At 69.3% G+C, this 22,975-nt stretch carries 20 protein-coding genes and 1 riboswitch; of the genes, 8 read left to right on the top strand and 12 right to left on the bottom strand.

The window, feature by feature from the left end; all coding sequences use genetic code 11:
* Window positions 1-65: 65 nt before the first annotated feature.
* The 3 genes from def (at window position 66) to ACQF4J_RS17190 (ending at window position 3,456) form a co-directional block, all read left to right on the top strand.
* Window positions 66-716, top strand: a complete 651-nt coding sequence (gene def, locus ACQF4J_RS17200; RefSeq protein ID WP_351561076.1) for a peptide deformylase — start codon at window positions 66-68, stop codon at window positions 714-716.
* A gap of 281 nt (window positions 717-997) precedes the next feature.
* A complete protein-coding gene (gene cyc1, locus ACQF4J_RS17195) occupies window positions 998-2,083 on the top strand; it encodes an epi-isozizaene synthase (protein WP_427166030.1) in 1,086 nt (361 codons plus the stop codon).
* Window positions 2,080-3,456 (top strand): cytochrome P450, encoded by a 1,377-nt coding sequence (locus tag ACQF4J_RS17190; RefSeq protein ID WP_351561080.1) that lies wholly within the window; start codon window positions 2,080-2,082, stop codon window positions 3,454-3,456. The genes cyc1 and ACQF4J_RS17190 overlap by 4 nt, the downstream gene beginning before the upstream one ends.
* 6 nt (window positions 3,457-3,462) lie before the next feature.
* On the opposite strand, the gene ACQF4J_RS17185 is transcribed toward ACQF4J_RS17190, so the two are convergent.
* Complete coding sequence (locus tag ACQF4J_RS17185) at window positions 3,463-4,428, bottom strand: GlxA family transcriptional regulator (protein ID WP_351561082.1); 966 nt, start codon at window positions 4,426-4,428, stop codon at window positions 3,463-3,465.
* Between the two features lie 93 nt (window positions 4,429-4,521).
* Here ACQF4J_RS17185 and ACQF4J_RS17180 point away from each other — a divergent pair, with 93 nt between their 5' ends.
* The gene (locus tag ACQF4J_RS17180) at window positions 4,522-4,740 is read left to right on the top strand and encodes a hypothetical protein (protein WP_351561084.1); all 219 of its coding nucleotides are present in this window, start codon (window positions 4,522-4,524) and stop codon (window positions 4,738-4,740) included.
* On the opposite strand, the gene ACQF4J_RS17175 is transcribed toward ACQF4J_RS17180, so the two are convergent.
* The 11 genes from ACQF4J_RS17175 to ACQF4J_RS17125 form a co-directional block, all read right to left on the bottom strand.
* On the bottom strand, window positions 4,707-5,192 hold the full coding sequence (locus tag ACQF4J_RS17175) for a hypothetical protein (protein ID WP_351561086.1): 486 nt from the start codon (window positions 5,190-5,192) through the stop codon (window positions 4,707-4,709). The two genes, ACQF4J_RS17180 and ACQF4J_RS17175, sit on opposite strands and share 34 nt — an antisense overlap.
* 112 nt (window positions 5,193-5,304) lie before the next feature.
* Entirely contained in the window at window positions 5,305-7,356 is a 2,052-nt protein-coding gene (locus tag ACQF4J_RS17170) for a putative Ig domain-containing protein (protein WP_427166028.1), read from the bottom strand.
* Window positions 7,357-7,591: 235 nt separating this feature from the next.
* The gene (locus ACQF4J_RS17165; protein WP_427166026.1) at window positions 7,592-8,197 is read right to left on the bottom strand and encodes a nucleotidyltransferase family protein; all 606 of its coding nucleotides are present in this window, start codon (window positions 8,195-8,197) and stop codon (window positions 7,592-7,594) included.
* A 26-nt stretch (window positions 8,198-8,223) separates the two neighbouring features.
* Window positions 8,224-9,237 (bottom strand): ribonucleotide-diphosphate reductase subunit beta, encoded by a 1,014-nt coding sequence (locus ACQF4J_RS17160; protein WP_351561094.1) that lies wholly within the window; start codon window positions 9,235-9,237, stop codon window positions 8,224-8,226.
* On the bottom strand, window positions 9,237-11,591 hold the full coding sequence (locus ACQF4J_RS17155; protein ID WP_351561096.1) for a ribonucleoside-diphosphate reductase subunit alpha: 2,355 nt from the start codon (window positions 11,589-11,591) through the stop codon (window positions 9,237-9,239). Before ACQF4J_RS17155 ends, ACQF4J_RS17160 begins: the two co-directional genes overlap by 1 nt.
* 121 nt (window positions 11,592-11,712) lie before the next feature.
* Window positions 11,713-11,841, bottom strand: a riboswitch (cobalamin riboswitch).
* Between the two features lie 62 nt (window positions 11,842-11,903).
* Window positions 11,904-12,404, bottom strand: a complete 501-nt coding sequence (locus ACQF4J_RS17150; protein ID WP_427166024.1) for a GNAT family N-acetyltransferase — start codon at window positions 12,402-12,404, stop codon at window positions 11,904-11,906.
* Window positions 12,405-12,481: 77 nt separating this feature from the next.
* Window positions 12,482-14,119 (bottom strand): monocarboxylate uptake permease MctP, encoded by a 1,638-nt coding sequence (gene mctP, locus ACQF4J_RS17145; RefSeq protein WP_351800558.1) that lies wholly within the window; start codon window positions 14,117-14,119, stop codon window positions 12,482-12,484.
* Window positions 14,116-14,379 carry a DUF3311 domain-containing protein gene (locus ACQF4J_RS17140; protein ID WP_200705400.1) on the bottom strand — a complete coding sequence of 88 codons (264 nt, stop codon included), beginning with the start codon at window positions 14,377-14,379 and terminating at the stop codon, window positions 14,116-14,118. The genes mctP and ACQF4J_RS17140 overlap by 4 nt, the downstream gene beginning before the upstream one ends.
* 134 nt (window positions 14,380-14,513) lie before the next feature.
* On the bottom strand, window positions 14,514-14,720 hold the full coding sequence (locus ACQF4J_RS17135; RefSeq protein ID WP_351561102.1) for a YbdD/YjiX family protein: 207 nt from the start codon (window positions 14,718-14,720) through the stop codon (window positions 14,514-14,516).
* Window positions 14,686-16,830 carry a carbon starvation CstA family protein gene (locus tag ACQF4J_RS17130; RefSeq protein WP_427166022.1) on the bottom strand — a complete coding sequence of 715 codons (2,145 nt, stop codon included), beginning with the start codon at window positions 16,828-16,830 and terminating at the stop codon, window positions 14,686-14,688. The genes ACQF4J_RS17135 and ACQF4J_RS17130 overlap by 35 nt, the downstream gene beginning before the upstream one ends.
* Before the next feature lie 74 nt (window positions 16,831-16,904).
* Entirely contained in the window at window positions 16,905-17,669 is a 765-nt protein-coding gene (locus tag ACQF4J_RS17125; RefSeq protein WP_351561105.1) for a GntR family transcriptional regulator, read from the bottom strand.
* Window positions 17,670-17,977: 308 nt separating this feature from the next.
* Between ACQF4J_RS17125 and ACQF4J_RS17120 the strand changes: the two genes are divergently transcribed.
* The 4 genes from ACQF4J_RS17120 to ACQF4J_RS17105 all read left to right on the top strand — a co-directional run bounded on the left by ACQF4J_RS17120 (window position 17,978) and on the right by ACQF4J_RS17105 (window position 22,677).
* Window positions 17,978-19,258: an extracellular solute-binding protein gene (locus tag ACQF4J_RS17120; RefSeq protein ID WP_351561107.1), complete on the top strand. Its 1,281-nt coding sequence runs from the start codon at window positions 17,978-17,980 to the stop codon at window positions 19,256-19,258.
* Between the two features lie 72 nt (window positions 19,259-19,330).
* On the top strand, window positions 19,331-20,320 hold the full coding sequence (locus tag ACQF4J_RS17115; protein ID WP_351561109.1) for a carbohydrate ABC transporter permease: 990 nt from the start codon (window positions 19,331-19,333) through the stop codon (window positions 20,318-20,320).
* A 5-nt stretch (window positions 20,321-20,325) separates the two neighbouring features.
* Entirely contained in the window at window positions 20,326-21,180 is an 855-nt protein-coding gene (locus tag ACQF4J_RS17110; RefSeq protein WP_427168591.1) for a carbohydrate ABC transporter permease, read from the top strand.
* Window positions 21,181-21,189: 9 nt separating this feature from the next.
* Window positions 21,190-22,677, top strand: coding sequence for a glycoside hydrolase family 3 protein (locus ACQF4J_RS17105; RefSeq protein ID WP_427166020.1), 1,488 nt, complete (start codon window positions 21,190-21,192; stop codon window positions 22,675-22,677).
* The last annotated feature ends 298 nt before the right edge of the window (window positions 22,678-22,975 follow it).

Here is a 22,975-nt window from a genome sequence, read left to right as displayed (position 1 = left end):
GGAGGGGCGCGTCCACGTACCCTGTATCAGCAGTGAACCCCTGTTTTGAGGAAGGCATCGTCGGCATGGCGCAGCAGGACACCGATCAGCAGCACGCGGGCGTGCTCCCCGTGGACGACGAGGGTTTCGTCATCGACACCCAGGACTGCGAGGAGCGGGAGACCGCCTGGCGCGAGGCCGGGACCTCGCGGCCCATCACGGTCGTCGGGAACCCGGTGCTGCACAAGGAGTGCAAGGACGTCACCGACTTCGGCGAGGAGCTGCAGCAGCTGGTCGCGGACATGTTCGCCTCGCAGCGCACCGCCGAGGGCGTGGGCCTGGCCGCCAACCAGATCGGCGTCGACCTGAAGGTCTTCGTCTACGACTGCGGGGACGACGAGGGACAGCGGCACGTCGGTGTCGTGTGCAACCCCAAGCTGGTCGACCTGCCCGCGGACAGGCGCCGGCTGGACGACAGCAACGAGGGCTGCCTGTCCGTGCCGACCGCGTACGCGCCGCTCGCCCGGCCGGACTACGCCGAGGTGACCGGGCAGGACGAGAAGGGCAACCCGATCAAGGTGCGCGGCACCGGCTACTTCGCTCGCTGTTTGCAGCACGAGACCGACCATCTGTACGGCTACCTCTACATCGACCGCCTCTCCAAGCGCGAACGCAAGGACGCGCTGCGGCAGATGGCCGAGAACGAGCCCCGCTACCCGGTGGTCGCGAACGACTGACGGCTCACAATCCCCTTGCGCACGGCGCCTGTTCACAAGCCTCACCGCCAACAGGCGCCGTTCGTGTGTCCGTCGCACCTCCGACCGGCGGAGGTGTGCCTCTATCGAACGGAAACAAGTCGCGCAAGGGGAGAATCCCGGCACGGGGGGTAGTGAATGAAGCAAATGCGTTCCCAGATCGGTCAGTTGTGGTGCTGAATAGTCAGTGCGGGGATACGCAACGGCGCACGCCCGGCACAGCGGGAGGGCGTGCGTAACTGGCGGCTGAGAGGGGCTTGTTCGTGCCTGCTTTCCCACACAGCACCACGTCGACCGCGACGCCGACCGCGGTCCCACCATCACTCTCCCTTCCGGTGATCGAGGCAGCGTTTCCCCGACAACTGCACCCGTATTGGCCTCGGCTCCAGGAGACAACGCGCACCTGGCTGCTGCGAAAACGGCTCATGCCTGCGGACAAGGTGGAGGAATATGCCGACCGACTTTGCTACACCGACCTCATGGCGGGGTACTACCTCGGCGCCCCGGACGAGGTCCTTCAGGCGATAGCCGACTACAGCGCGTGGTTCTTCGTCTGGGACGACCGTCACGACCGGGACATCGTCCACCGCCGGCCGGACGCCTGGCGCCGGCTCACGCACGGCCTGCACGCGGCGCTCGACTCCCCGCAGGAGTACCTGCGCCATCAGGACCCGCTGGTCGCGGCCTTCGCGGACAGCATGGTGCGCCTGTACTCGTTCCTGCCGGGCACCTGGAACGCACGCTTCGCGCGGCACTTCCACGCGGTCGTCGAGGCGTACGACCGCGAGTTCCGCAACCGCACGGAGGGAATCGTCCCGACGGTCGAGGAGTACCTCGAACTCCGCCGGCTCACCTTCGCGCACTGGATCTGGACCGACCTGTTGGAGGCCGCCGCCGGGTCCGAACTCCCGGACGCCGTACGGAAACATCCGGCATATCGGCGGGCGGCCCTGTTGAGTCAGGAATTCGCCGCCTGGTACAACGACCTGTGCTCGCTGCCCAAGGAAATAGCGGGCGACGAGGTCCACAATCTCGGAATCAGTCTCATCAAACACGAGGGGCTGACTCTGGAAGAGGCGATAGCCGAAGTGCGGCGGCGCGTGGAGAAATGCATCAACGAATTCGTATTCGTCGAACGCCACGCCCTGCGTTTCGCCGACGACCTCGCCGACGGCACCGTGCGCGGAAAAGAACTGAGTATCGCCGTACGGGCCTGCGTCGGCAATATGCGCAACTGGTTCTCCACCGTCTACTGGTTCCACCACGAGTCCGGCCGTTACATGGTCGACAGCTGGGACGACCGGTCCACGCCCCCGTACGTCAACAACGAAGCGGCAGGTGAGAAATGACCGTCGAGTCCGTCCCGCCCGAACCGCGGATACTCGCGGAAACCGAGCCGGTCGAGCCGCCGCTCGCCGACGGCGCGATGCCGCTGCTCGGCCACGGCTGGAAGCTGGTCCGCGACCCGCTGGCCTTCCTGACCGGACTGCGCGACCACGGAGACGTGGTACGCCTGCGGCTCGGCCCCAAGACGGTGTACGCCGTCACCGCCCCCGAACTCACCGGAGCGCTCGCCCTCAGCCCCGACTACATCATCGCCGGACCGCTGTGGGAGTCCCTGGAGAGCCTGCTCGGAAAGGAGGGCGTGGCCACCGCCAACGGGCCGCTGCACCGGCGCCAGCGGCGCACCGTCCAGCCGGCGTTCCGGCTCGACGCCATCCCCCGCTACGGCCCCGTCATGGAGGAGGAGGTCCGCGCGCTGGTGGCCCGCTGGCGCTCCGGCGGGACGGTCGACGCCACCGCCGAGGCGTTCCGGCTGGCCGTGCGGATCTCGGTGCGCTGTCTGATGCACGACACATGCAACGAAATCCGCGCCGAACGCATCTCCCGTGCGCTCGCCACCCTGTTCCGAGGTATGTACCAACGCATGGTCGTACCTCTCGGACCGCTTTATCGGGTGCCGCTTCCGGCCAACCGCGAATTCAACCGGGCGCTGGCCGATCTGCACCTCCTGGTGGACGAGATCGTCGCCGAGCGCAGGGCATCCGGTCAAAAGCCGGACGATTTGCTCACGGCTTTGCTGGAAGCGTGCGACGAGAATGGTGAGCCGATCGGGGAGCAGGAGATCCACGACCAGGTCGTCGCCATGCTCACCGCCGGCGACGAATCCATCGGCTCGATGGTCATGTCACTGCTCCTGGTGCTCACCGAGCACCCCGATCTGGCCGACAAGATCCGGAACGAGGCGAATAGCGTCGCCGGCGAGGGGCCGATCGCATTCGAGGACGTACGGAAGCTGACGTACACCGCGAATGTGGTGGTCGAGACAATGCGGCTGCATCCGTCGGTATGGATATTGACCCGGCGCGCGGTGACCGACACCGAGCTGGGCGGATACCGAATTCCGGCCGGTGCCGACATCGTGTACAGCCCGTATGCGATCCAGCGCGACGCGCGGTCGTTCGAGCGGCACGAGGAGTTCGACCCCGACCGCTGGCTGCCCGGGCGCTCCGCCGAGGTGCCGAAGTACGCGATGAGCCCGTTCAGCGTGGGCAACCGCAAGTGCCCGGCGGACCACTTCTCGATGGCCGAGCTGACGCTCGTCACCGCGGAGGTGGCCCGTGCCTTCCGGCTGGAGCAGGCGCCGGACTCCGACGCCCGGACCCGCATCGGCATCACGCTGCGTCCACGCGGGCTGAGGCTGCGGCCCGTGGCGCGCTGAGCGGGGTCAGGCGGCCGCCTCGGGTCCTCTGAAGGTGCGCCGGTAGGCGTTCGGGGTGGTCCCGATCGCCTGGACGAACTGGTGGCGCAGCGCGGCCGCGTTGCCGAACCCCGTCCGTCCGGCGATCGCGTCCACCGTCTCGTCCGTCGCTTCCAGCAGCCGCTGGGCCAGCAGCACGCGCTGGCGCAGGATCCAGCGGTAGGGGGTCGTCCCCGTCTCCTGCTGGAAGCGGCGGGCGAAGGTGCGCGGCGACATGTGGGCGCGCTCGGCGAGCTGCTCCACGGTGACCTCCTCGTCGAGGTGCCGCTCCATCCACGCCAGGACCTCGCCGACGGTGTCGCACGACTTCTTCGGCAGCGGACGCTCGATGTACTGGGCCTGTCCGCCGTCGCGGTGCGGCGGCACGACCATCCGCCGGGCGATCTTGTTGGCGACCTCCGGGCCCTGCTCCTTGCGCACGAGGTGCAGACAGGCGTCGATACCGGCGGCCGTCCCCGCCGAGGTGATCACCGGGTCCTCGTCGACGTAGAGGACGTCGGGCTCGACGGTCAGCCGGGGGTAGGCCTGTGCCAGCTCGTCCGCGTGGTGCCAGTGCACGGTGCAGCGCCGGCCGTCCAGCAGTCCGGCCGCGGCCAGCACGAAGACGCCGGAGCAGACGCTGAGCACCCGGGCACCGCGGTCCACGGCCCGGCGCAGCGCGTCGAGCAGCTCCGGCGGGAATTCGCGCGTCTCGAAGCGCGCCCCGGCCGGCACGGCGATCAGGTCCGCCTCCTCCAGCCGCTCCAGCCCGTGCTCGACGTGCATGGAGAAGCCGGCGCGCGTGCCGAGGACCGGTCCCTCGGCCGAGGCGACCGCGAAGTCGTACACGGGCAGCCCGTCGTCACTGCGGTCGGTGCCGAACACCTCGCAGACGACGGCCAGTTCGAAGGGGTTCACACCGTCCAGCACGACGGCGGCAACGTTCTGCAGCATGCCTCCAGTGTGCCTCGTCATTGGCAGTATTTCGAGGGCCTACGGCAGTCCTGCCACTGTTGGTAAGGAGTCAACGGCGCGACAGTGGTGTCTATGGATACGGCACACATCGAAGGACTGATCGGCATGCTGACCGTTCTCGCAATCCTCGTTCTCCTGGTCCTGCCGTCCGTGCTCGGCATCGCGCGCGACCGTCGTGCCGACCGGCAGATCCGCGAGGCCGACCGCGCGCGCCGGGCGGAGGGCGCCGGACCGGGGCCGCGTGAGGCGCGCCCGCGCTACTTCACCAGGACGGTGACCCACCACTCCTGAATGCCCAGGCACGAGACCCGGCCGGACTGCGTGGCGCACAGCGGCCGCGTGGACTGAAGCCGGGTCCTGCCGTCGGCCACCGCCTTGAACGCGGCGCTCGCGTCGCCCGGCTGCAGCACGAAGCCGCTGTTGACGGCCTGCAGCCCGGAACCGCTGACGGTGACCGGTTTCCAGGGCCTCTTGGTCGTCCCGTCCAGGCTGATCCGGATCGTGTCGCCCACCGACAGACAGACCGTACGGCCGCTGTCTTCGGCGTCCAGCGTGGCGGCGGGCGCGCATCCGGTGGTACTCGCCGAGGGGGTGGGCGTGGTACTGGGAGGAGCGGACGTGGGGGAGGGCGACACGGTGCCGCTGTCGCCGCCCTTGCCGCTGTCGGTCTGGCCGCCGCAGCCGGCGAGGGCGAGGGCGAGCGCGGTGACGGCGAGGGTCGTGTGGGGGATCGATCGACGCATGGGGGGCCTCCTCTCCCCTTTGACGTGTCACCCACATGTTCGGATCCACTCCCGGGCAGGCCGGAGCCCCGGTCGCGAAGGCGGCGTCCGGGGCTCCGGGGTCGGGCGGTGCTCAGCTCGTGGTGACGGCGGTGTCGTCGAGCACGAAGCTCGTCTGGAGCGAGGAGTCCTCGACACCGCTGAACTTCAGGGTGACGGTGGAGCCCGCGTACGAGCTCAGATCGAAGGACTTCTGCGCGTAGCCGGAGGCGGCGTTGAGGTTCGAGTACGTCGCCAGAGTGGTCGAACCGGCGCTGACCGTCAGCTTGTCGTAGGCGGTGCTGCCGGTCTCCGCGGTGTCGATGTGCAGGTAGAAGGTGAAGGTGGCCTTGCAGCCGCTGGGCACGGTCACCGACTGCGAGAGCGTGTCGGTGTGGCTGGAGCCGTAGCCGTCCAGCCAGGCGTAGTACGAGCCCGCGTGCGCGCTCTCACCGGTGGAGTTGGTGATGACCCCGCTGGACGCGGTCCAGGTGGTGTTGCCCGACTCGAAGCCGGGGTTGCCGAGCAGCTGGGCCGAGGTGCACGTGGAGCCGGAGGAGCCGACGGCCCAGGTGAAGGAGGCCGAGCCGGAGGCGCCGGTGGAGTCCTTCGCGGTCACGGTGACCTGGTAGGTGCCCGCGGTGGACGCCGTACCGGAGATCAGGCCGGTGGAGCTGTTGATGGACAGCCCCGTCGGCAGGCCGGAGGCGCTGTAGGTCAGCGTGGCCCCCGCGCTGTCGCTCGCGCTGATCTGCAGGCTGACCGAGCCGCCGGTGGTGGTCGACTGGCTGCCCGGGTTGGTGACGGTCACGGTGTTGCCGGAGGTGCTGCCGCTGGTGAAGGCGGTGGTGCCGTTGGGGGTGCCCCAGCCGGTCGGGCCGTCGTAGCCGGTGGCCGCCGTGCAGAAGTACGACGTGGAGCAGGAGCCGTTGCTGCCGCTGGTGACGTCGTACAGGTTGCTGGTGTGGCTGTAGGGGTACTTCGCCGGGTAGTCGCCCGAACCGGGCGCGCCGGCCAGGGCGTACACGCCGGCGATGATCGGCGCGGAGGCGCTGGTGCCGCCGTAGACCGCCCATCCGGAGCCGCCGTAGGTGTCGTAGACCGCCACACCGGTGGCCGGGTCGGCGACGGCGGAGACGTCGGCCTCCATGCGCTTGGAGCAGCCGGTGTCGGTCTGCCAGCTCGGCTTCGGGTCGTACGCCGAGCAGCCCGAACCGGTGCCCTCGGTGGAGCTGGTCTTCCACACCGACTCGGTCCAGCCGCGGGAGTTGGACGAGGTGGACAGGGCCGTGCCGCCGACCGCGGTCACGTACTGGGAGGTCGCGGGGTACTCGGCGCCGTAGCCCGAGTCGCCGGCGGAGACGGTGATCGCGACACCCGGGTGCTTGAAGTACGAGGTGTCCTCGCCGGTCTGGGACGAGGACTCGCTGCCGCCCCAGCTGTTGGAGACGAACTTGGCGCCCAGCGCGACGGCCTCGTTCTCGGCGGTGCCGAGGTCGGAGTCGGTGGCCGAGTTGGCCTCGACGAGGATGATGTTGCAGTTCGGGCAGACGGCGCTGACCATGTCGAGGTCGAGCGCCTCCTCTCCGGCCCAGCCGCTGTCGTTGGTGGGCAGCGAGGTCGTCGAACCGGTCTGGCTGACCTGCTTGAAGCAGCCGTTGGCCTTGGTGCAGGACGACAGGCCGTAGGTGGAGCGGTAGGTGGCCAGGTCCGACTCGGCGTTCGGGTCGTTGTAGGCGTCGACGACGGCGACCGTCAGGCCCGACCCGCCCGTGGAGGGCAGGTTGTAGGCGCTGTGCAGGTTGGCCGGGCTGAGGCCCGAGGGCGCGGCGGCGGCCACCGCGGAGGCCAGCCGCTGCCTGATGTCGGTACGGCGCTGGGCGAAGCAGGCCGCGTGACCGGGGGCGGCGGTGGCGCACAGGTGCGTGGTGGGCACCTTCTGGCCGGCCCTGCCGGTCGAGTGGAAGGTCTGGCGGTCCGGGGAGGTGAGCGCCTTGGCGTTCTGCGCGGTCCGGGTGCGGGGGGCGCCGGCCTGGGGCTGGGCGTGGACGGTCGGGGCGGCCACGAGTCCGGCGACGCCGAGGGCGAGGGCGGGGAGGGCTGCGGTCAGGAGTCTTCGCAGACTCCGGCGGGGCTTCTCACGCATGGGGGTACTGCCTCCGTCGTTGGAGTGGGGTTCTCGACGCGGGTGGCAGGCCTGTGACGCGCGTAGCGGCGGCGGTGCGCGAACCGTCATGGGCATGACACTTAGGTGTCCTGCGCTGATGTTGTGTGGACATGACAGGACGGCCAGAACGTAGCCGGGATGCGCGAGAGCGGAACAGAGGCGCCGGAAGAACTTTGCCGCTCCATAGCAAGTCCATGGACGGGCGATGGAGGCTCTATGGACGGTCCATGGGCCAGTCCAGGACGGTCAGTTCCGGCCACTGCTTCCGCCACCGGGCGGCCTTGGCCGTGTAGACCGAGCGCGGCGCGAGCACCGGGTTGGGGCGCAGGACCAGACCGAACACGTCCGACAGCCCGTGCGGCGCGTACACCCGCCACCGTCCGCCGGCCTCCAGCCGCACGCCCAGACAGCACGTGGTCGCGGCGAAGCTGTCGATCGCCGCCTCACTGGACTCGTACGGCGCACACGGCACCCCGAACTTCTGCTCGTACCACAGGTGCACGCGCGCCTCGTTGCGGAGTTCGACCTCGGCCGGGAGGCCGGCGAAGACCTCCCGGCCGGCCCTGATCACGGCGTCCTCGGCCTCCCAGGACAGGTCGACGGCGTCGAAGTAGAAGACGTCGTAGTCCTTGATGCCCTCGGTGGGCGGCCGTCCGGTGACGACGTTCCAGACGGTCTGGAAGAGGCACCCGGCGGTGAGATACCAGCCGGGCAGCCCCATCGCCGCGCCCCGCTCCAGCACCTGGGTCAGCACGCTGTTGCGGGACAACACCCCCCGCAGGGCGTCGAGTTGCTGGTCGAGCGGAAGACGACCGATCACCCCGCAGGCTTACCACACGGGCGCCGTCAGAAGTCCTCGTCGAGATCGACGGTGCCCTCGACCGCCACCTGGTACGCCGACGGCCGCCGCTCGAAGAAGTTGGTCAGCTCCTGGACGCCCTGGAGTTCCATGAAGGAGAAGGGGTTCTCCGAGCCGTACACCGGGGCGAAGCCGAGGCGGACCAGGCGCTGGTCGGCGACGCACTCCAGGTACTGGCGCATGGACTCGGTGTTCATGCCGGGCAGTCCGTCGCCGCACAGGTCGCGGGCGAACTGCAGCTCGGCCTCGACGGCCTCGCGCAGCATGTCCGTGACCTGCCGCCGGAGTTCGTCGTCGAAGAGGTCCGGCTCCTCCTTGCGGACGGTGTCGACCACGTCGAAGGCGAAGGACATGTGCATGGTCTCGTCGCGGAACACCCAGTTGGTGCCGGTGGCCAGACCGTGCAGCAGGCCCCGGCTGCGGAACCAGTACACGTAGGCGAAGGCGCCGTAGAAGAACAGGCCCTCGATGCAGGCCGCGAAACAGACCAGGTTGAGCAGGAAGCGGCGGCGGTCGGCCCTGGACTCCAGTCGGTCCAGCTTCTCCACCGAGTCCATCCACCGGAAGCAGAACTCCGCCTTCTCGCGGATCGAGGGGATGTTCTCCACCGCCGCGAAGGCCGCCGCGCGGTCCTCCGGGTCGGGCAGGTAGGTGTCCAGCAGGGTCAGATAGAACTGGACGTGCACGGCCTCCTCGAACAGCTGGCGCGACAGATACAGGCGCGCCTCCGGGGAGTTGATGTGCTTGTAGAGGGTCAGCACGAGGTTGTTCGCCACGATCGAGTCGCCCGTCGCGAAGAACGCGACCAGCCGCCCGATCAGGTGCTGCTCGGCGGGCGTCAGCTTCGCGAGGTCGGCAACGTCCGAGTGGAGGTCCACCTCCTCCACGGTCCAGGTGTTCTTGATGGCGTCCCGGTAGCGCTCGTAGAAGTCGGGGTAGCGCATGGGGCGCAGCGTCAGCTCGAAACCCGGGTCGAGGAGGTTGGTGTTACGGGTAGTCATTACTGGCAGGCCTCGCAGGACTCGGGGTTTTCCAGGGAGCAGGCGACCGCCTCGGGGTCGGCGGCCTGCTGGACGGGGACGGCGCTCTGGGCCCGGGCCGCCCGCGCGATGCGGGTCGCCGGGCGGGAGCGCAGGTAGTACGTCGTCTTCAGGCCCTTCTTCCAGGCGTACGCGTACATCGACGAGAGCTTGCCGATGGTCGGCGTCTCCAGGAAGAGGTTCAGGGACTGCGACTGGTCCAGGTAGGGGGTGCGGGCCGCCGCCATGTCGATCAGGCCGCGCTGCGGGATCTCCCAGGCGGTGCGGTACAACGCCCTCACCTCCTCCGGGATCCAGGCGAAGTCCTGCACCGAGCCGTTCGCCTCGCGCAGCGCCTCGCGGGTCCGGGCGTCCCAGACACCGAGCCCCTTCAGGTCCCGCACCAGATAGGAGTTGACCTGGAGGAACTCGCCGGAGAGCGTCTCGCGCTTGAACAGGTTCGACACCTGCGGCTCGATGCACTCGTAGACACCGGCGATCGAGGCGATGGTGGCCGTCGGGGCGATCGCGAGGAGCAGGGCGTTGCGCAGGCCGACGGCGGCGACGCGCTCGCGCAGGGCCGCCCAGCGCTCGGGCCAGGCCCGCTCCACGTCGTAGTGGTCGGGGTGCAGGACACCGCGGGCCGTGCGGGTCTTCTCCCAGGCCGGCAGCGGTCCGCTCCGCTCGGCGAGGTCGGCGGACGCCTCGTACGCGGCGAGCATGATCCGTTCGGCGATCCGGGTCGACAGCCGCCCGGCCTCGGCCGAGTCGAAGGGCAGGCGCAGCTGGAAGAAGACGTCCTGCAGACCCATCGCGCCCAGGCCCACCGGGCGCCAGCGGGCGTTGGAACGGCCCGCCTGCTCGGTCGGGTAGAAGTTGATGTCGACCACGCGGTCCAGGAAGGTGACGGCCGTGCGGACCGTCTCGTCCAGCCGCTCCCAGTCCATGTCGCCGTCGCGGACGAACGCCCCCAGGTTCACCGAACCCAGGTTGCACACCGCCGTCTCCCCGTCGTCCGTGACCTCCAGGATCTCCGTGCAGAGGTTGGAGGAGTGGACGACGTGACCCGGCTCGGCGGTCTGGTTGGCGGTGCGGTTGGCCGCGTCCTTGAAGGTCATCCAGCCGTTGCCGGTCTGCGCGAGGGTGCGCATCATGCGGCCGTAGAGCTCGCGCGCGGGCAGGGTCCTGCGCGCCAGTCCGGCCGCCTCCGCCGCGCGGTACGCCGTGTCGAACTCCTCGCCCCACAGGTCCACCAGCCCGGGCACGTCCGCGGGGGAGAACAGGCTCCACCGCTCGTCGGCGTCGACCCGGCGCATGAACTCGTCCGGGATCCAGTGCGCGAGGTTCAGGTTGTGCGTGCGGCGGGCGTCCTCGCCGGTGTTGTCGCGCAGCTCCAGGAACTCCTCGATGTCGGAGTGCCAGGTCTCCAGGTACACCGCGGCGGCACCCTTGCGCCGGCCGCCCTGGTTCACCGCGGCGACCGAGGCGTCGAGGGTCTTCAGGAACGGGACGATGCCGTTGGAGTGGCCGTTGGTGCCGCGGATCAGCGAACCCCGGCCGCGGATGCGGGAGTAGGCGATGCCGATGCCGCCGGCGTGCTTGGAGAGGCGGGCGACCTGGTGGTAGCGGTCGTAGATGGAGTCCAGCTCGTCCTTGGGGGAGTCGAGGAGGTAGCAGGACGACATCTGGGGGTGGCGGGTGCCGGAGTTGAAGAGGGTGGGGGAGGAGGGGAGGTAGTCGAGACGGCTCATCAGGCCGTAGAGGGCGGCGACTTCGTCCAGGGCGCGACGGCTGTCGTCCTCGGCGAGTCCGGCGGCGACCCTCAGCATGAAGTGCTGGGGCGTCTCGATCACCTTGCGGGTGATCGGGTGCCGCAGCAGGTAGCGGCTGTGCAGGGTGCGCAGGCCGAAGTAGCCGAACCGGTCGTCCGCCCGGCGGTCGATCAGCGCGTCGAGGCGGTCGGCGTGGACGCGTACGAACCGGTCCGTGCGGTCGGCGATGAGGCCCTCGCGGTGCCCGACGGCGACGGACCCGGTGAACGACGTGACCCCCTGCGAGGCGGCCTCGGCGGCGATGCCGATGGTCAGCAGCCGGGCGGCCAGCCTGCTGTAGGCGGGGTCCTCGGAGATGAGGCCCGCCGCCGCCTCGGTGGCGAGCTCGCGCAGTTCCGCCTCGTCGGCGTGCGCCGACCGGCCGCGCAGCGCCGCGGCGGCGACCCGGCCGGGGTCGGCGTCGGGAAGGTCGGCGGTGAGCTCGGTCAGGGTCCGCAGCAGTGCGGTTCCGGGACCGTCGGTCTCCGTCGCCGCTGAAGCCGGATCGGCTGGCGCGATGGTCACGTGGGGCTCTCCCTCGCTCGGCACGGGGCCTTGCGGGCAGGGGGCAGCTCACGAGCGCACGGGGCGTCGCGTCCACCGGCCCATTCCACGAGGCCCGGACGTCATGGCGCCCGGGCCACGGCGGCCGGGCGCACTGTCGGCAGGTCCTCGGACTGACGCCCATACGCGGATGAAAGCGCATGAGTACACCGTTGCGGGACAGTTCCGGATTCACACCGGATTCCCCTGCGGCGACAGCGAGCATGAGCATACATCTTGTGTCGGGTGAGAACAGCACCCCCATATGTTGTGTCGCGGCGACTTCGGAGCGTGTCAGAGCGCCAACTCGTAGGTGAGGAGCGTGAACGTGTCGCCGGGGATCGGATTCCAGTCGCGGCCGGGCGCGCGGAGGAAGCCGAGGCGTTCGTAGATGCGGTGCGCGGCGTGCATCTTCCGCTGGGTGGACAGCACCACGCCGGTGCACTCCGAGGCTCTCGCGCGGTCGACGCAGGCCCGTACGAGGGCCTCGCCGACGCCCCGGCCGCGGGCCGCGCGGTCCACGGCCAGCATGCGTATCTCGGCCTCGCCGGGGCGGGCGAGGTCGGCCATCGGGCCGCCGGCGGGGACGAAGGTGACGCCGCCGAGGAGGCTGCCGTCGCGGACGGCGACCAGGACGTCGGCGGCCGACGCCCGCTTGGCGACGTCGCGCAGCTCCTTCAGGTACCAGTCGCTCTCGCCGAAGGCCAGCAGGCCGTCCTGGACGTAGGCCCCTGCGGTGATCTCGCCGAGGGCACCGAACTCACCGGGTTCCACCGGCCTGATCAGGATGTCCATGGGCCCGAGTCTGCCGCACGGGTACGACAACGGGCCGCCGGATTCTCCGACGGCCCGCAGATCGTGTGCCGCAGCGCCTAGTGCGAGGTCCCCGCCGTGGCCGACGGCAGCTCCACCTGGACGCCCGGGTCGCCCGCGTCCGCCGTGTAGTCCTCCGGCCGGGTCTCGTCGACGCCGTCCGGCGCCTTGAGGGCCTTCAGGGCGAAGGTCAGGACCACCGTGACGACCACGTTGAGCACGAACGCCGTCAGGCCGATGTAGCCCATCTCGCCGATGCCCGGGATCTCCGCGTTGGAGCCGCCGAAGTGCTTCTGCGAAGGGTTGGTCGGCGAGGCGACGCCATAGGCGGCGAGGGTGCCGTAGACCATGCCGACCGCCCAGCCGGCGAGCAGCGCCCAGCGGTGGAACCAGCGGGTGAACAGGCCGCCGACCAGGGACGGGAAGGTCTGCAGGATCCAGATGCCGCCCAGCAGCTGGAAGTTGATGGCGACCGTCTTGTCCATGGTCAGGACGAAGACCAGCGCGCCGACCTTCACCAGCAGGGACACCAGCTTGGAGACCTTGGTCTCCTGTGCGGGCGTCGCGTCCGGCTTGATGAAGTCCTTGTAGATGTTGCGGGTGAACAGGTTCGCGGCCGCGATGGACATGATGGCCGCCGGCACGAGCGCGCCGATGCCGATCGCCGCGAAGGCCACGCCCGCGAACCAGCTCGGGAACATGTCCTCGAAGAGCTGCGGGATCGCCAACTGGCCGTTGGTGACCTTGACTCCGGCCGCGATCGCCATGAAGCCCAGCAGCGCCAGCAGACCGAGCATCAGCGAGTACAGCGGCAGGATCGTGGTGTTGCGGCGGATCACGTTGCGGCTCTTGGAGGAGAGCGTGGCGGTGATCGAGTGCGGATACATGAACAGGGCGAGCGCGGAGCCGAGCGCCAGGGTGGCGTACGTCCAGTGGGTCGCCTCCGCCGGAGCCAGCGCGCCGCGCGGTTTGCCCGTCACCGGGTTGGTCTGGCTGAACGCCTGGCCGGCCTTGGCGAAGATGTCGTCGAACCCGCCCAGCTTGATCGGGATGTAGATGATCGCCACCGCGATGACGATGTAGATCAGCGTGTCCTTCACGAACGCGATCAAGGCGGGGGCCCGCAGACCGGACGAGTAGGTGTACGCGGCCAGCACGCCGAAGGCGATCAGCAGCGGCAGGTCCTTGACGAACCAGTTGGTGTTCTCGCCGCCGCCGACGCCCATCACGTCCAGCACCGCCTGGATGCCGACCAGTTGGAGGGCGATGTACGGCATCGTCGCGAGGATGCCGGTCAGCGCGACGGCCAGCGACAGACCCTTCGAGCCGAACCGCCCGCGCACGAAGTCCGAGGTGGTGACGTACCCGTGGCGGTGCGAGACCGACCACAGGCGGGGCAGGAAGGTGAAGATCAGGGGGTAGACGAGGATCGTGTACGGCACCGCGAAGAATCCGGCCGCGCCCGCCGCGTAGATCGCCGCCGGCACGGCGACGAAGGTGTACGCCGTGTACAGGTCGCCGCCGAGCAGGAACCAGGTGATCCAGGTCCCGAACGACCGGCCGCCCAGGCCCCACTCGTCCAGCGAGTGCTCGGTCTCTGCCCGGCGCCAGCGCGCGGCCAGGAAGCCCATGACCGTGACGGCCACGAAGAAGAAGATGAAGACGCCGAGCGCGACGCCGTTCACACCGTCCTTCACTTCGACGCACCGCCCTTCTGCGAGGCGCGGGCGCGCTGGTCACGCTGCCACAGCTTGTACGCGGTCATGGTCAGCGCGGTGGAGATCAGCACCCACAGCATCTGGTACCAGTAGAAGAACGGGATGCCGATGAACGCCGGGTCCGTCTTGGCGTAGGAACCGACCCACAGCATCGCCACGAAGGGCGCGATCAGGCAGACGGCGATGACCACCCGGACCGGGGTCACCACCGGAGGTCTCACTTCGGGCACTTCGGACATACGGTGGCTCCGTCCCCTCACGATCACCGGCGATCACGATGTAATGCGCAGGCAATCTAGGTCACGCCGTCACGGCAGCGGAAGACCTCGTCCGCATATCGGTATGTCGATTCCGTGAAGGCCCGACATCGGTGTCAACAGCAGCGGAAGCCCTGGCGCGGGTCCTCCTCCTGACGGTCCGTCCGCATGCGCTCGAACTCGCGCCGGGAGGGCACAGCCGCGTCGGGGTGCGTCCTGCGTACGTGCGCCACGTACCGCTCGTACGCCGACTCGTCGGTCAGCTCCCGCACGTACCAGCACACTCCCCTAATCGCCCGGCGCAGCAGTGCCGACGACCGCACGGCGCTCCCCCTCCCTCTCCGCGCGGGTCGGGACCAGGCCCGCCGGCGCGGTGATCCTCGACTCGACGTACGGCGACTCGCTGAGCGTGGACAGCGCGGGCCTGCGGATGTGCCGTACGCACACGCGCAGCGCGTCCGCGATCACGACGACGATCAGCAGGGCGAGCACCGCCGACAGGACGCCGTCCACCGTGGAGTTGACGACCACGGTGTGCATGTCGTCCATGTTCTTGGCGGGCGGGAGCACCTTCCCGGCGTCGATCGCGTCCTGGAAGACGGAACGCTGCTCGAAGAAACCGACCTTGGGGTCGGAGGAGAACACCTTCTGCCAGCTCGCGGTCAGGGTGACCGTGGCGTCCCAGGCGAGCGGGACGGCCGTGATCCACGCCCACCTCAGCCGGCCGGACTTCACCAGCAGCGTGGTGCAGACGGCCAGGGCGACGGCGGCCAGCAACTGGTTGGAGATACCGAAGATCGGGAAGAGCTGGTTGATCCCGCCGAGCGGCTCATGGACGCCGACCCAGAGGAAGTAGCCCCACAGCGCGCACACGACGCCGCTGGTGAGGACCAGCCCGGGCTTCCAACCGATGTTCCTGAACGGCCGTACGACATTGCCCAGCATGTCCTGCAGCATGAACCGGCCCACCCGGGTGCCGGCGTCCAGCGCGGTCAGGATGAACAGTGCCTCGAACATGATCGCGAAGTGGTACCAGAAGGCCCGCAGGCCTCCGCCGGTGACCTTGGAGAAGATCTCCGAGACGCCGACGGCGAGGGTGGGCGCGCCCCCGGTGCGGGAGAGCAGGGACGACTCCTGGACGTTCTTCGCGGCCTGCGCGAGGTCGGCGGGGGAGATGTGGTAGCCCCAACCGCTCACCACCTGCGAGGCGTTCTGCACCGTCGTGCCGATGACGCCGGCCGGCGCGTTCATCGCGAAGTACAGCCCCGGGTCGATGATGCTCGCCGCGACCAGCGCCATGACCGCCACCGACGACTCCATCAGCATGGAGCCGTAGCCGATCACGCGGACCTGCGTCTCCTTCTGGATCATCTTCGGCGTCGTGCCGGACGAGATGAGCGAGTGGAAGCCCGACAGGGCGCCGCAGGCGATGGTGATGAAGACGAACGGGAAGAGGGAGCCGGCGAAGACCGGGCCGTCGCCACGGGTGGCGAAGCCGGTCACCGCGTCCATTCTCAGCGTCGGCAGGGCGATCACCACGCCCAGCGCGAGCAGCGCGATCGTGCCGATCTTCATGAAGGTGGAGAGGTAGTCGCGGGGCGCCAGCAGCATCCAGACCGGCAGGATCGAGGCGATGAAGCCGTAGGCCACCAGCCAGATCACCAGCGTCGACGGCGCGAGCGTGAACGTGTCCGCCCACGAGGACTCGGCGACCCAGCGGCCCGCGACCAGCGCGAGCAGCAGCAGCGCGACGCCGAGGAGGGAGACCTCGGCGATCCGGCCGGGCCGCAGGACGCGCAGGTAGAAGCCCATCAACAGGGCGATGGGGATCGTCATCGCGATGGAGAAGGTGCCCCACGGCGAGGCGGCGAGGGCGTTGACGACGACCAGGGCCAGCACGCCGAGCAGAATGATCATGATGGCGAAGGCGGCGATCAGGGCCGCCGCGCCGCCGAAGGGGCCGATCTCCTCGCGGGCCATCTGGCCGAGGGAACGGCCGTCCCGGCGGGTGGAGAAGAACAGCACCACCATGTCCTGCACCGCCCCGGCGAAGATCACCCCCGCGATGATCCAGACGGTGCCGGGCAGATACCCCATCTGCGCGGCCAGCACGGGCCCGACCAGCGGACCGGCGCCCGCGATCGCGGCGAAGTGGTGGCCCAGCAGGACCCGGCGGTCGGTGGGGTGGAAGTCGATGCCGTTGTCGAGGCGTTCGGCCGGGGTGGCGCGGGTGCCGTCGACCTTCAGGACCCGGTTCGCGATGAACTTCGCGTAGAAGCGGTAGCCGATCGCGTAACTGCCCAGGGCGGCCGCGACCATCCAGGCGGCGGAGACGTTCTCGCCCCGGGCGAGGGCGAGGACGGACCAGCCCGCCGCGCCGACCAGGGCAACGAGGGTCCAGATGACGATGGTTCGGACGTTCGCGGTACGCACGAGGCGGTCCTCCCGTCCAGACGGAGTCGGGAGGACCGTAGAACAGCGGCGGCGGTTGCGCTACACCATGTGCGTTACTCCATCGGCCTCTTCAGCCTCGCCACGAACTTGTACCGGTCCCCGCGGTACACCGACCGCACCCACTCCACCGGCTCGCCGTCCTTGTCGTAGGAGTGGCGGGAGAGCATCAGCATCGGCAGGCCGACGTCGGTGCCGAGCAGACCCGCCTCGCGCGGGGTGGCCAGCGAGGTCTCGATGGTCTCCTCGGCCTCGGCGAGATGGACGTCGTAGACCTCGGCCAACGCCGTGTACAGGGACGTGTACTTGACGAGGGACCTGCGCAGGGCGGGGAAGCGCTTGGCGCTGAGGTGGGTGGTCTCGATGGCCATCGGCTCGCCGTTGGCCATGCGCAGCCGCTCGATGCGCAGCACCCGGCCGCCGGCGGTGATGTCGAGCAGTTCGGCGAGGCGGTCGTCGGCCGTGATGTACCCGATGTCCAGCAGCTGCGACGTCGGCTCCAGGCCCTGCGCCCGCATGTCCTCGGTGTACGAGGTGAGCTGGAGGGCCTGGGAGACCTTCGGCTTGGCGACGAAGGTGCCCTTGCCCTGGATGCGCTCCAGGCGGCCCTCGACCACCAGCTCCTGCAGCGCCTGACGCACGGTCGTGCGGGAGGTGTCGAACTCGGCGGCGAGGGTGCGCTCGGGCGGTACCGGGGTGCCGGGCGACTGCGTCTCCGTCATGTCGAGCAGGTGCTTCTTGAGGCGGTAGTACTTGGGCACGCGCGCGGTGCGGACGCCTGCCCCGCCCTCGGTCTCCGCACTGCTGACGTCGCTGCTCATGCTCTGCCTTCCCGGCTGACGGATGCGGGTCACTTCGTGATCCCTTCTGTATACCGTCGCCGTCTTTGTTGGTCTAGTCCACAGGGCCAAGTGGTCTAGCGGACGAGAGTACTCCGCCGACGCTGATTTCGCTGGTTTCTTACTTAAAGGTTCCTGCATATGTAGGTCGCATAACGGCTGGTCAGGGCGGTTTCGAGCGCCCTTGACAGGCTTCCTGGTCTGGTCCAAGCTCCCGGTACTGGTCTACACCATTGGTTCAGGTCCCGGCGCATGGGCGGGGAGGTGTGGGCATCCCTGAGGAGGATGGCGTGAAGCGCAAGCTGGCAGCCGCGATCGGTATCGCGGGCATGATGGTCTCGGTCGCTGCGTGTGGGGGCAGCGACAACAAGAGCTCGACGTCCGGCACCGACGCCAAGGAGCTGACGGTCTGGCTCACCGTCGACGCCCAGAACAACTGGCCGAACCTGGTGAAGGCGGCCGACGCGGCCGTGCAGAAGAAGCACCCCGGCATCAAGATCAAGCACGAGTACTACGGCTGGCCGGACAAGAACACCAAGCTCGACGCGGTCCTCGCCACCGACAAGGCGCCGGACGTGGTCGAGATGGGCAACACCGAGATGCTCGGCTACATGGTCAAGGGCGCCTTCGCGCCTGTGGACGCGTCGAAGTTCGACAACTCCTCGGCCTGGCTCGACGGCCTCAAGGCCTCGGTGACGTACCAGGGCAAGACCTACGGCGTCCCGTACTACGCCGGCGGCCGCGTCGCCAACTGGCGCAAGGACCTCTTCGCCTCGGTCGGTGTGAAGTCCGCTCCCAAGACGTACGCCGAACTGACCGCCGCCCTCGACAAGGTGCAGAAGAAGGAGGGCGACAAGTTCTCCGCCTGGTACCAGCCCACCCGTGACTGGTACGCGGCCATGTCCTTCGTCTACGACGCCGGCGGCTCCATAGCCAAGCAGGAGGGCGGCCAGTGGAAGGCCAACCTCTCCTCGCCCGAGTCCATCAAGGGCCTGACCGAGTTCAAGAACGTCGTCGACAAGTACATGCACGGCGACAAGACCAAGGACGAGTCCGACCGTTACATCGTCTACGGCCAGGGCAAGTCCGGCATGATCTTCGGTGCCGCGTGGGAGGGCGCGACCTCCGCCGACCCGAAGAACGACAAGACCGGCAAGCTCAAGGACAACCTCGAGAACTTCGTGATGCCGGGTCCGTCCGGCAAGAACATGCCCGTCTTCCTGGGCGGTTCCGACCTCGCCATCCCGGTCAAGTCCAAGGCGCAGGGCGTCGCCGCCGAGTGGATCAACGCCTTCACCGGCCCCGCCGGCCAGAAGGGCCTGATGGCCAAGGGCAACCTGCCCAACAACAAGACCGACCTCGCGACCCTCAAGAACGACCCCGCGACGGCGGTCCCGGCCACCGCGGCCGAGTCCAACTGGTTCGTCCCGATGGCCCCCGGCTGGGGACAGGTCGAGAAGGCCCAGGTCCTGCAGACGATGCTGCAGAACATCGGCACCGGCAAGAAGTCGGTCGAGGCCGCCGCGAAGGACGCGGACACCGCCATCGACAAGGTCATCAACACCAAGTGACCTGCAAGCGGGGTTCCGTCTCGGCGGAACCCCGCTGTCCGTACGACCTGAGGGACCGCTGAGGAGCGCGCGATGAGTGCCGCAGACACCACCACCCCTGCCAAGGTGCCGCCGCCGCGGCAGGCGCCGCCACCACCGCCGGTCGCCAAGGCCCCCCGCAGAGGCGGGACGTCGGGCGGCGCGGCCACGCCCTGGCTGCTGCTCGCGCCCTGTCTGCTGATCCTGGCGCTGGTCCTCGGCTATCCGCTGGTCCGTCTGGTCACCCTCTCCTTCCAGAAGTTCGGGCAGTCCCAGCTGTGGGGCTTCCAGCCGGCCGACTGGGTCGGGTTCCACAACTTCAGCGGGGTGCTGGGCGACGGCGAGTTCTGGCAGGTCGTCCTGCGCACGATCGTCTTCGCGGCCGGCTCGGTCGTGTTCACGATGGTGCTGGGCATGCTGATCGCCCTGCTGCTGCAGCGGGTCTCCGGCTGGGTGAAGACACTGGTCAACATCGCGCTGGTGGCCAGCTGGGGCATGCCGATCATTGTCGCCACCACGGTCTTCAAGTGGCTGTTCGACGCCGACTACGGCATCCTCAACGCGCTGCTGAGCAAGCTGCCCGGCGTGGACCTGATCGGCCACAACTGGTTCGCCAGCGGCCCACAGGGGCTCGCCGTGATCATGCTGCTGGTGGTGTGGGGGGCGGTCCCCTTCGTCGTCATCACCCTCAGTGCCGGCCTCACCCAGGTCCCGGCCGAACTGGAGGAGGCCGCCCGGCTCGACGGCGCGGGCTCCTGGGGCGTGTTCCGTTACGTCACCCTGCCCATCCTCAAGCCGATCATCGTGATGCTCACGACCCTGTCGGTCATCTGGGACATGGGTGTCTTCCCGCAGGTCTTCGTGATGCGCAACGGCCATCCCGAGCAGGAGTTCCAGCTGCTGACCACCTACTCATACGACCGGGCCTTCGTGGTCAACGACTACGCGCAGGGCTCGGCGATCGCCCTGATCACCGTGGTGCTGCTGCTCGGTGTGGTCGCGGTGTACATGCGCCAGATGCTGAAGATCGGAGAGGTCGAATGACCATCATGAACGCCGTGGCGACTTCGGGCGGCAGTTCGCGGCCCCGCAGGTCCAGGCTCGGCTGGAACTTCCTCGGTCTCCTGGTCTTCGTCACCGCCGGCTTCCCCGTCTACTGGATGCTCAACACGGCGATCAAGCCGGCCAAGGACACCATCGACCCCGATCCGAGCCTGTTCCCGACCGGCTTCACGCTCGACAACTTCCGCCGGGCACTGGACATCGCGGACTTCTGGGGCCCGGTCGGCCGCAGCCTGATCGTCTCCCTGTCCGTGGTCGCGATCGGCATCGTCGTCGGCATGCTGGCCGCGCTCGCCATCTCCCGGTTCGCCTTCCGCGGCCGCAAGATCGTCATCGTCGGCATCCTCGCCGTCCAGATGGTCCCGCTGGTCGCCATGATCATCCCGGTCTTCCTGCTCCTGAACGACCTGGAGCAGTACGACAAGCTCACAGGACTGATCATCACCTACCTGACCTTCATCCTCCCCTTCACGGTGTGGACGCTGCGCGGCTTCATCGTCAACATCCCCCGGGAACTGGAGGAGGCGGCCATGGTCGACGGCTGCTCCCGCACCGCCGCCTTCGTCCGCGTGGTCTTCCCGCTCCTCGCTCCCGGCATGGTCGCCACCTCGGTCTACGGCTTCATCCAGGCCTGGAACGAGTACCTCTACGCCCTGATGCTGCTCAGCCAGGAGCACCAGACGGCCACCGTGTGGCTCGGCAACTTCACCACCAAGCACGGCACCGAATACGCCCCGATGATGGCCGGCGCCACGATGATGGCCGTGCCGATCGTCGTGCTGTTCCTCCTCGTCCAGCGCAAGATGGCCGCGGGCCTGACCGCGGGCGCAGTGAAGGGATAACGCCCCCCGATGACGACATTCGCCAGCGGCACAGACACGCTGACGCGCGACGCCCTGACGGTCCTGCAGCCCGGTTTCACCGGCACCACGGCCCCCGACTGGCTGCTGCGGCGCCTCGGGGAGGGCCTCGCCTCCGTCGGTCTCTTCGGCCGCAACATCGCCTCCGCCGAGCAACTGTCCTCGCTGACAGCCCAGTTGCGCGCCGAGCGGGACGACGTCCTCGTCGCCGTCGACGAGGAGGGCGGCGACGTGACCCGGCTGGAGGTGCGGACCGGGTCCTCCTTCCCCGGCAACAACGCCCTGGGCGCGGTGGACGACGTCGACCTCACGCGCGACGTGGCCGCCGAACTGGGCCGCCGCCTCGCCGCCTGCGGCGTCAACCTCAACTGGGCCCCGTCCGCCGACGTCAACTCCAACCCGGCCAACCCGGTGATCGGCGTCCGCTCCTTCGGCGCCGAACCCGGCCTGGTGGCCCGCCACACCGCGGCCTACGTAACCGGCCTGCAGTCGGTCGGAGTGGCGGCCTGCACGAAGCACTTCCCGGGCCACGGCGACACGGCCGTCGACTCCCACCACGCGCTCCCGCACATCGACGTGCCCGCCGAGGTGCTGTCCGCACGCGAACTGGCCCCCTTCCGCGCGGCGATCGCCGCCGGCAGCCGCGCCGTGATGAGCGCCCACATCCTGGTCCCCTCCCTGGACCGGGACCGCCCGGCGACCCTCTCCCACCGGGTCCTCACCGACCTCCTGCGCCGCGAACTCGGCTACGACGGTCTCATCGTCACCGACGGCATGGAGATGCAGGCGATCGCCGGCACGTACGGCATCGAACGCGGCAGCGTCCTCGCGATCGCCGCCGGCGCCGACGCGATCTGCGTGGGCGGCGGCCTCGCCGACGACGAGACGGTACGGCGCCTGCGGGACGCCCTCGTCTCGGCGGTCCGCTCCGGCGAACTGCCCGAGGCGCGCCTCGCGGAGGCGGCGGAGCGGGTCAGGTCCCTGGCCCGCTGGACGACCACGGCGAAGGAGGCCCGGCCGCAGCCCGTCCCCGACCCCGAGGTCGGCCTGCGCGCGGCCCGCCGGGCCCTGCGCCTGACCGGCGCGGACACCTTCACCCCGCTCACCGACCCGCCCTATGTCGCCGCCCTCACCCCGGTGGCCAACATCGCGGTCGGCGACGAGACCCCCTGGGGGGTGGCGGCGGAGCTGTTCCGGCTCCTGCCGGGCACGGAGACGGGCACGTTCTCCGGCGAGGACGCGGGCCTTGCCACGCTGGCCGCAGCGGGCCCCCGCCGGATCGTCGCCGTGGTCCGCGACGAGCACCGCCACCCCTGGATGGCCGCCGCCCTGGACACGATCCTCAGGACCCGTCCCGACACGATCGTGATAGAGATGGGCCTGCCCCAGGCACCCCCGCGCGGCACCCTGCACATCGCCACCCACGGCGCGGCCAGGGTCTGCGGCCGCGCGGCAGCGGAGACCATCACAGGCGCCTAGGGCCTGTCGTTTGGATCAGCTCGGCGTCGCGGGGTCTGGTGCGTACATCTGCCGCGTTGTCGTCACTCGCCGACGCTCCGCGTCGACTCCCTCCTCCGCCTTGCAGCTGCACGCACCAGACCCCGCTCGGCTCGGCCGCAAGGCACCGTCCCCTGCAGCCGAGCCGATCCAAACGACAGGCCCTAGCCCCTACGACGCCAAAGGCGCCGGTTCCTCGAAAGGAAACCGGCGCCTTTGCCACGCCCCAAGGGGGCGCGGGGAACTGCGCGAGCGACCCACCACGTCCCGCAGCCCGAAG

Origin of the sequence: Streptomyces sp. C1-1, from assembly GCF_050214755.1 — a bacterium.
Lineage (GTDB): Bacteria > Actinomycetota > Actinomycetes > Streptomycetales > Streptomycetaceae > Streptomyces.
The sequence above is the reverse complement of the archived record's forward strand: the minus strand, read 5'-3'. Positions and strand labels throughout refer to the sequence as shown.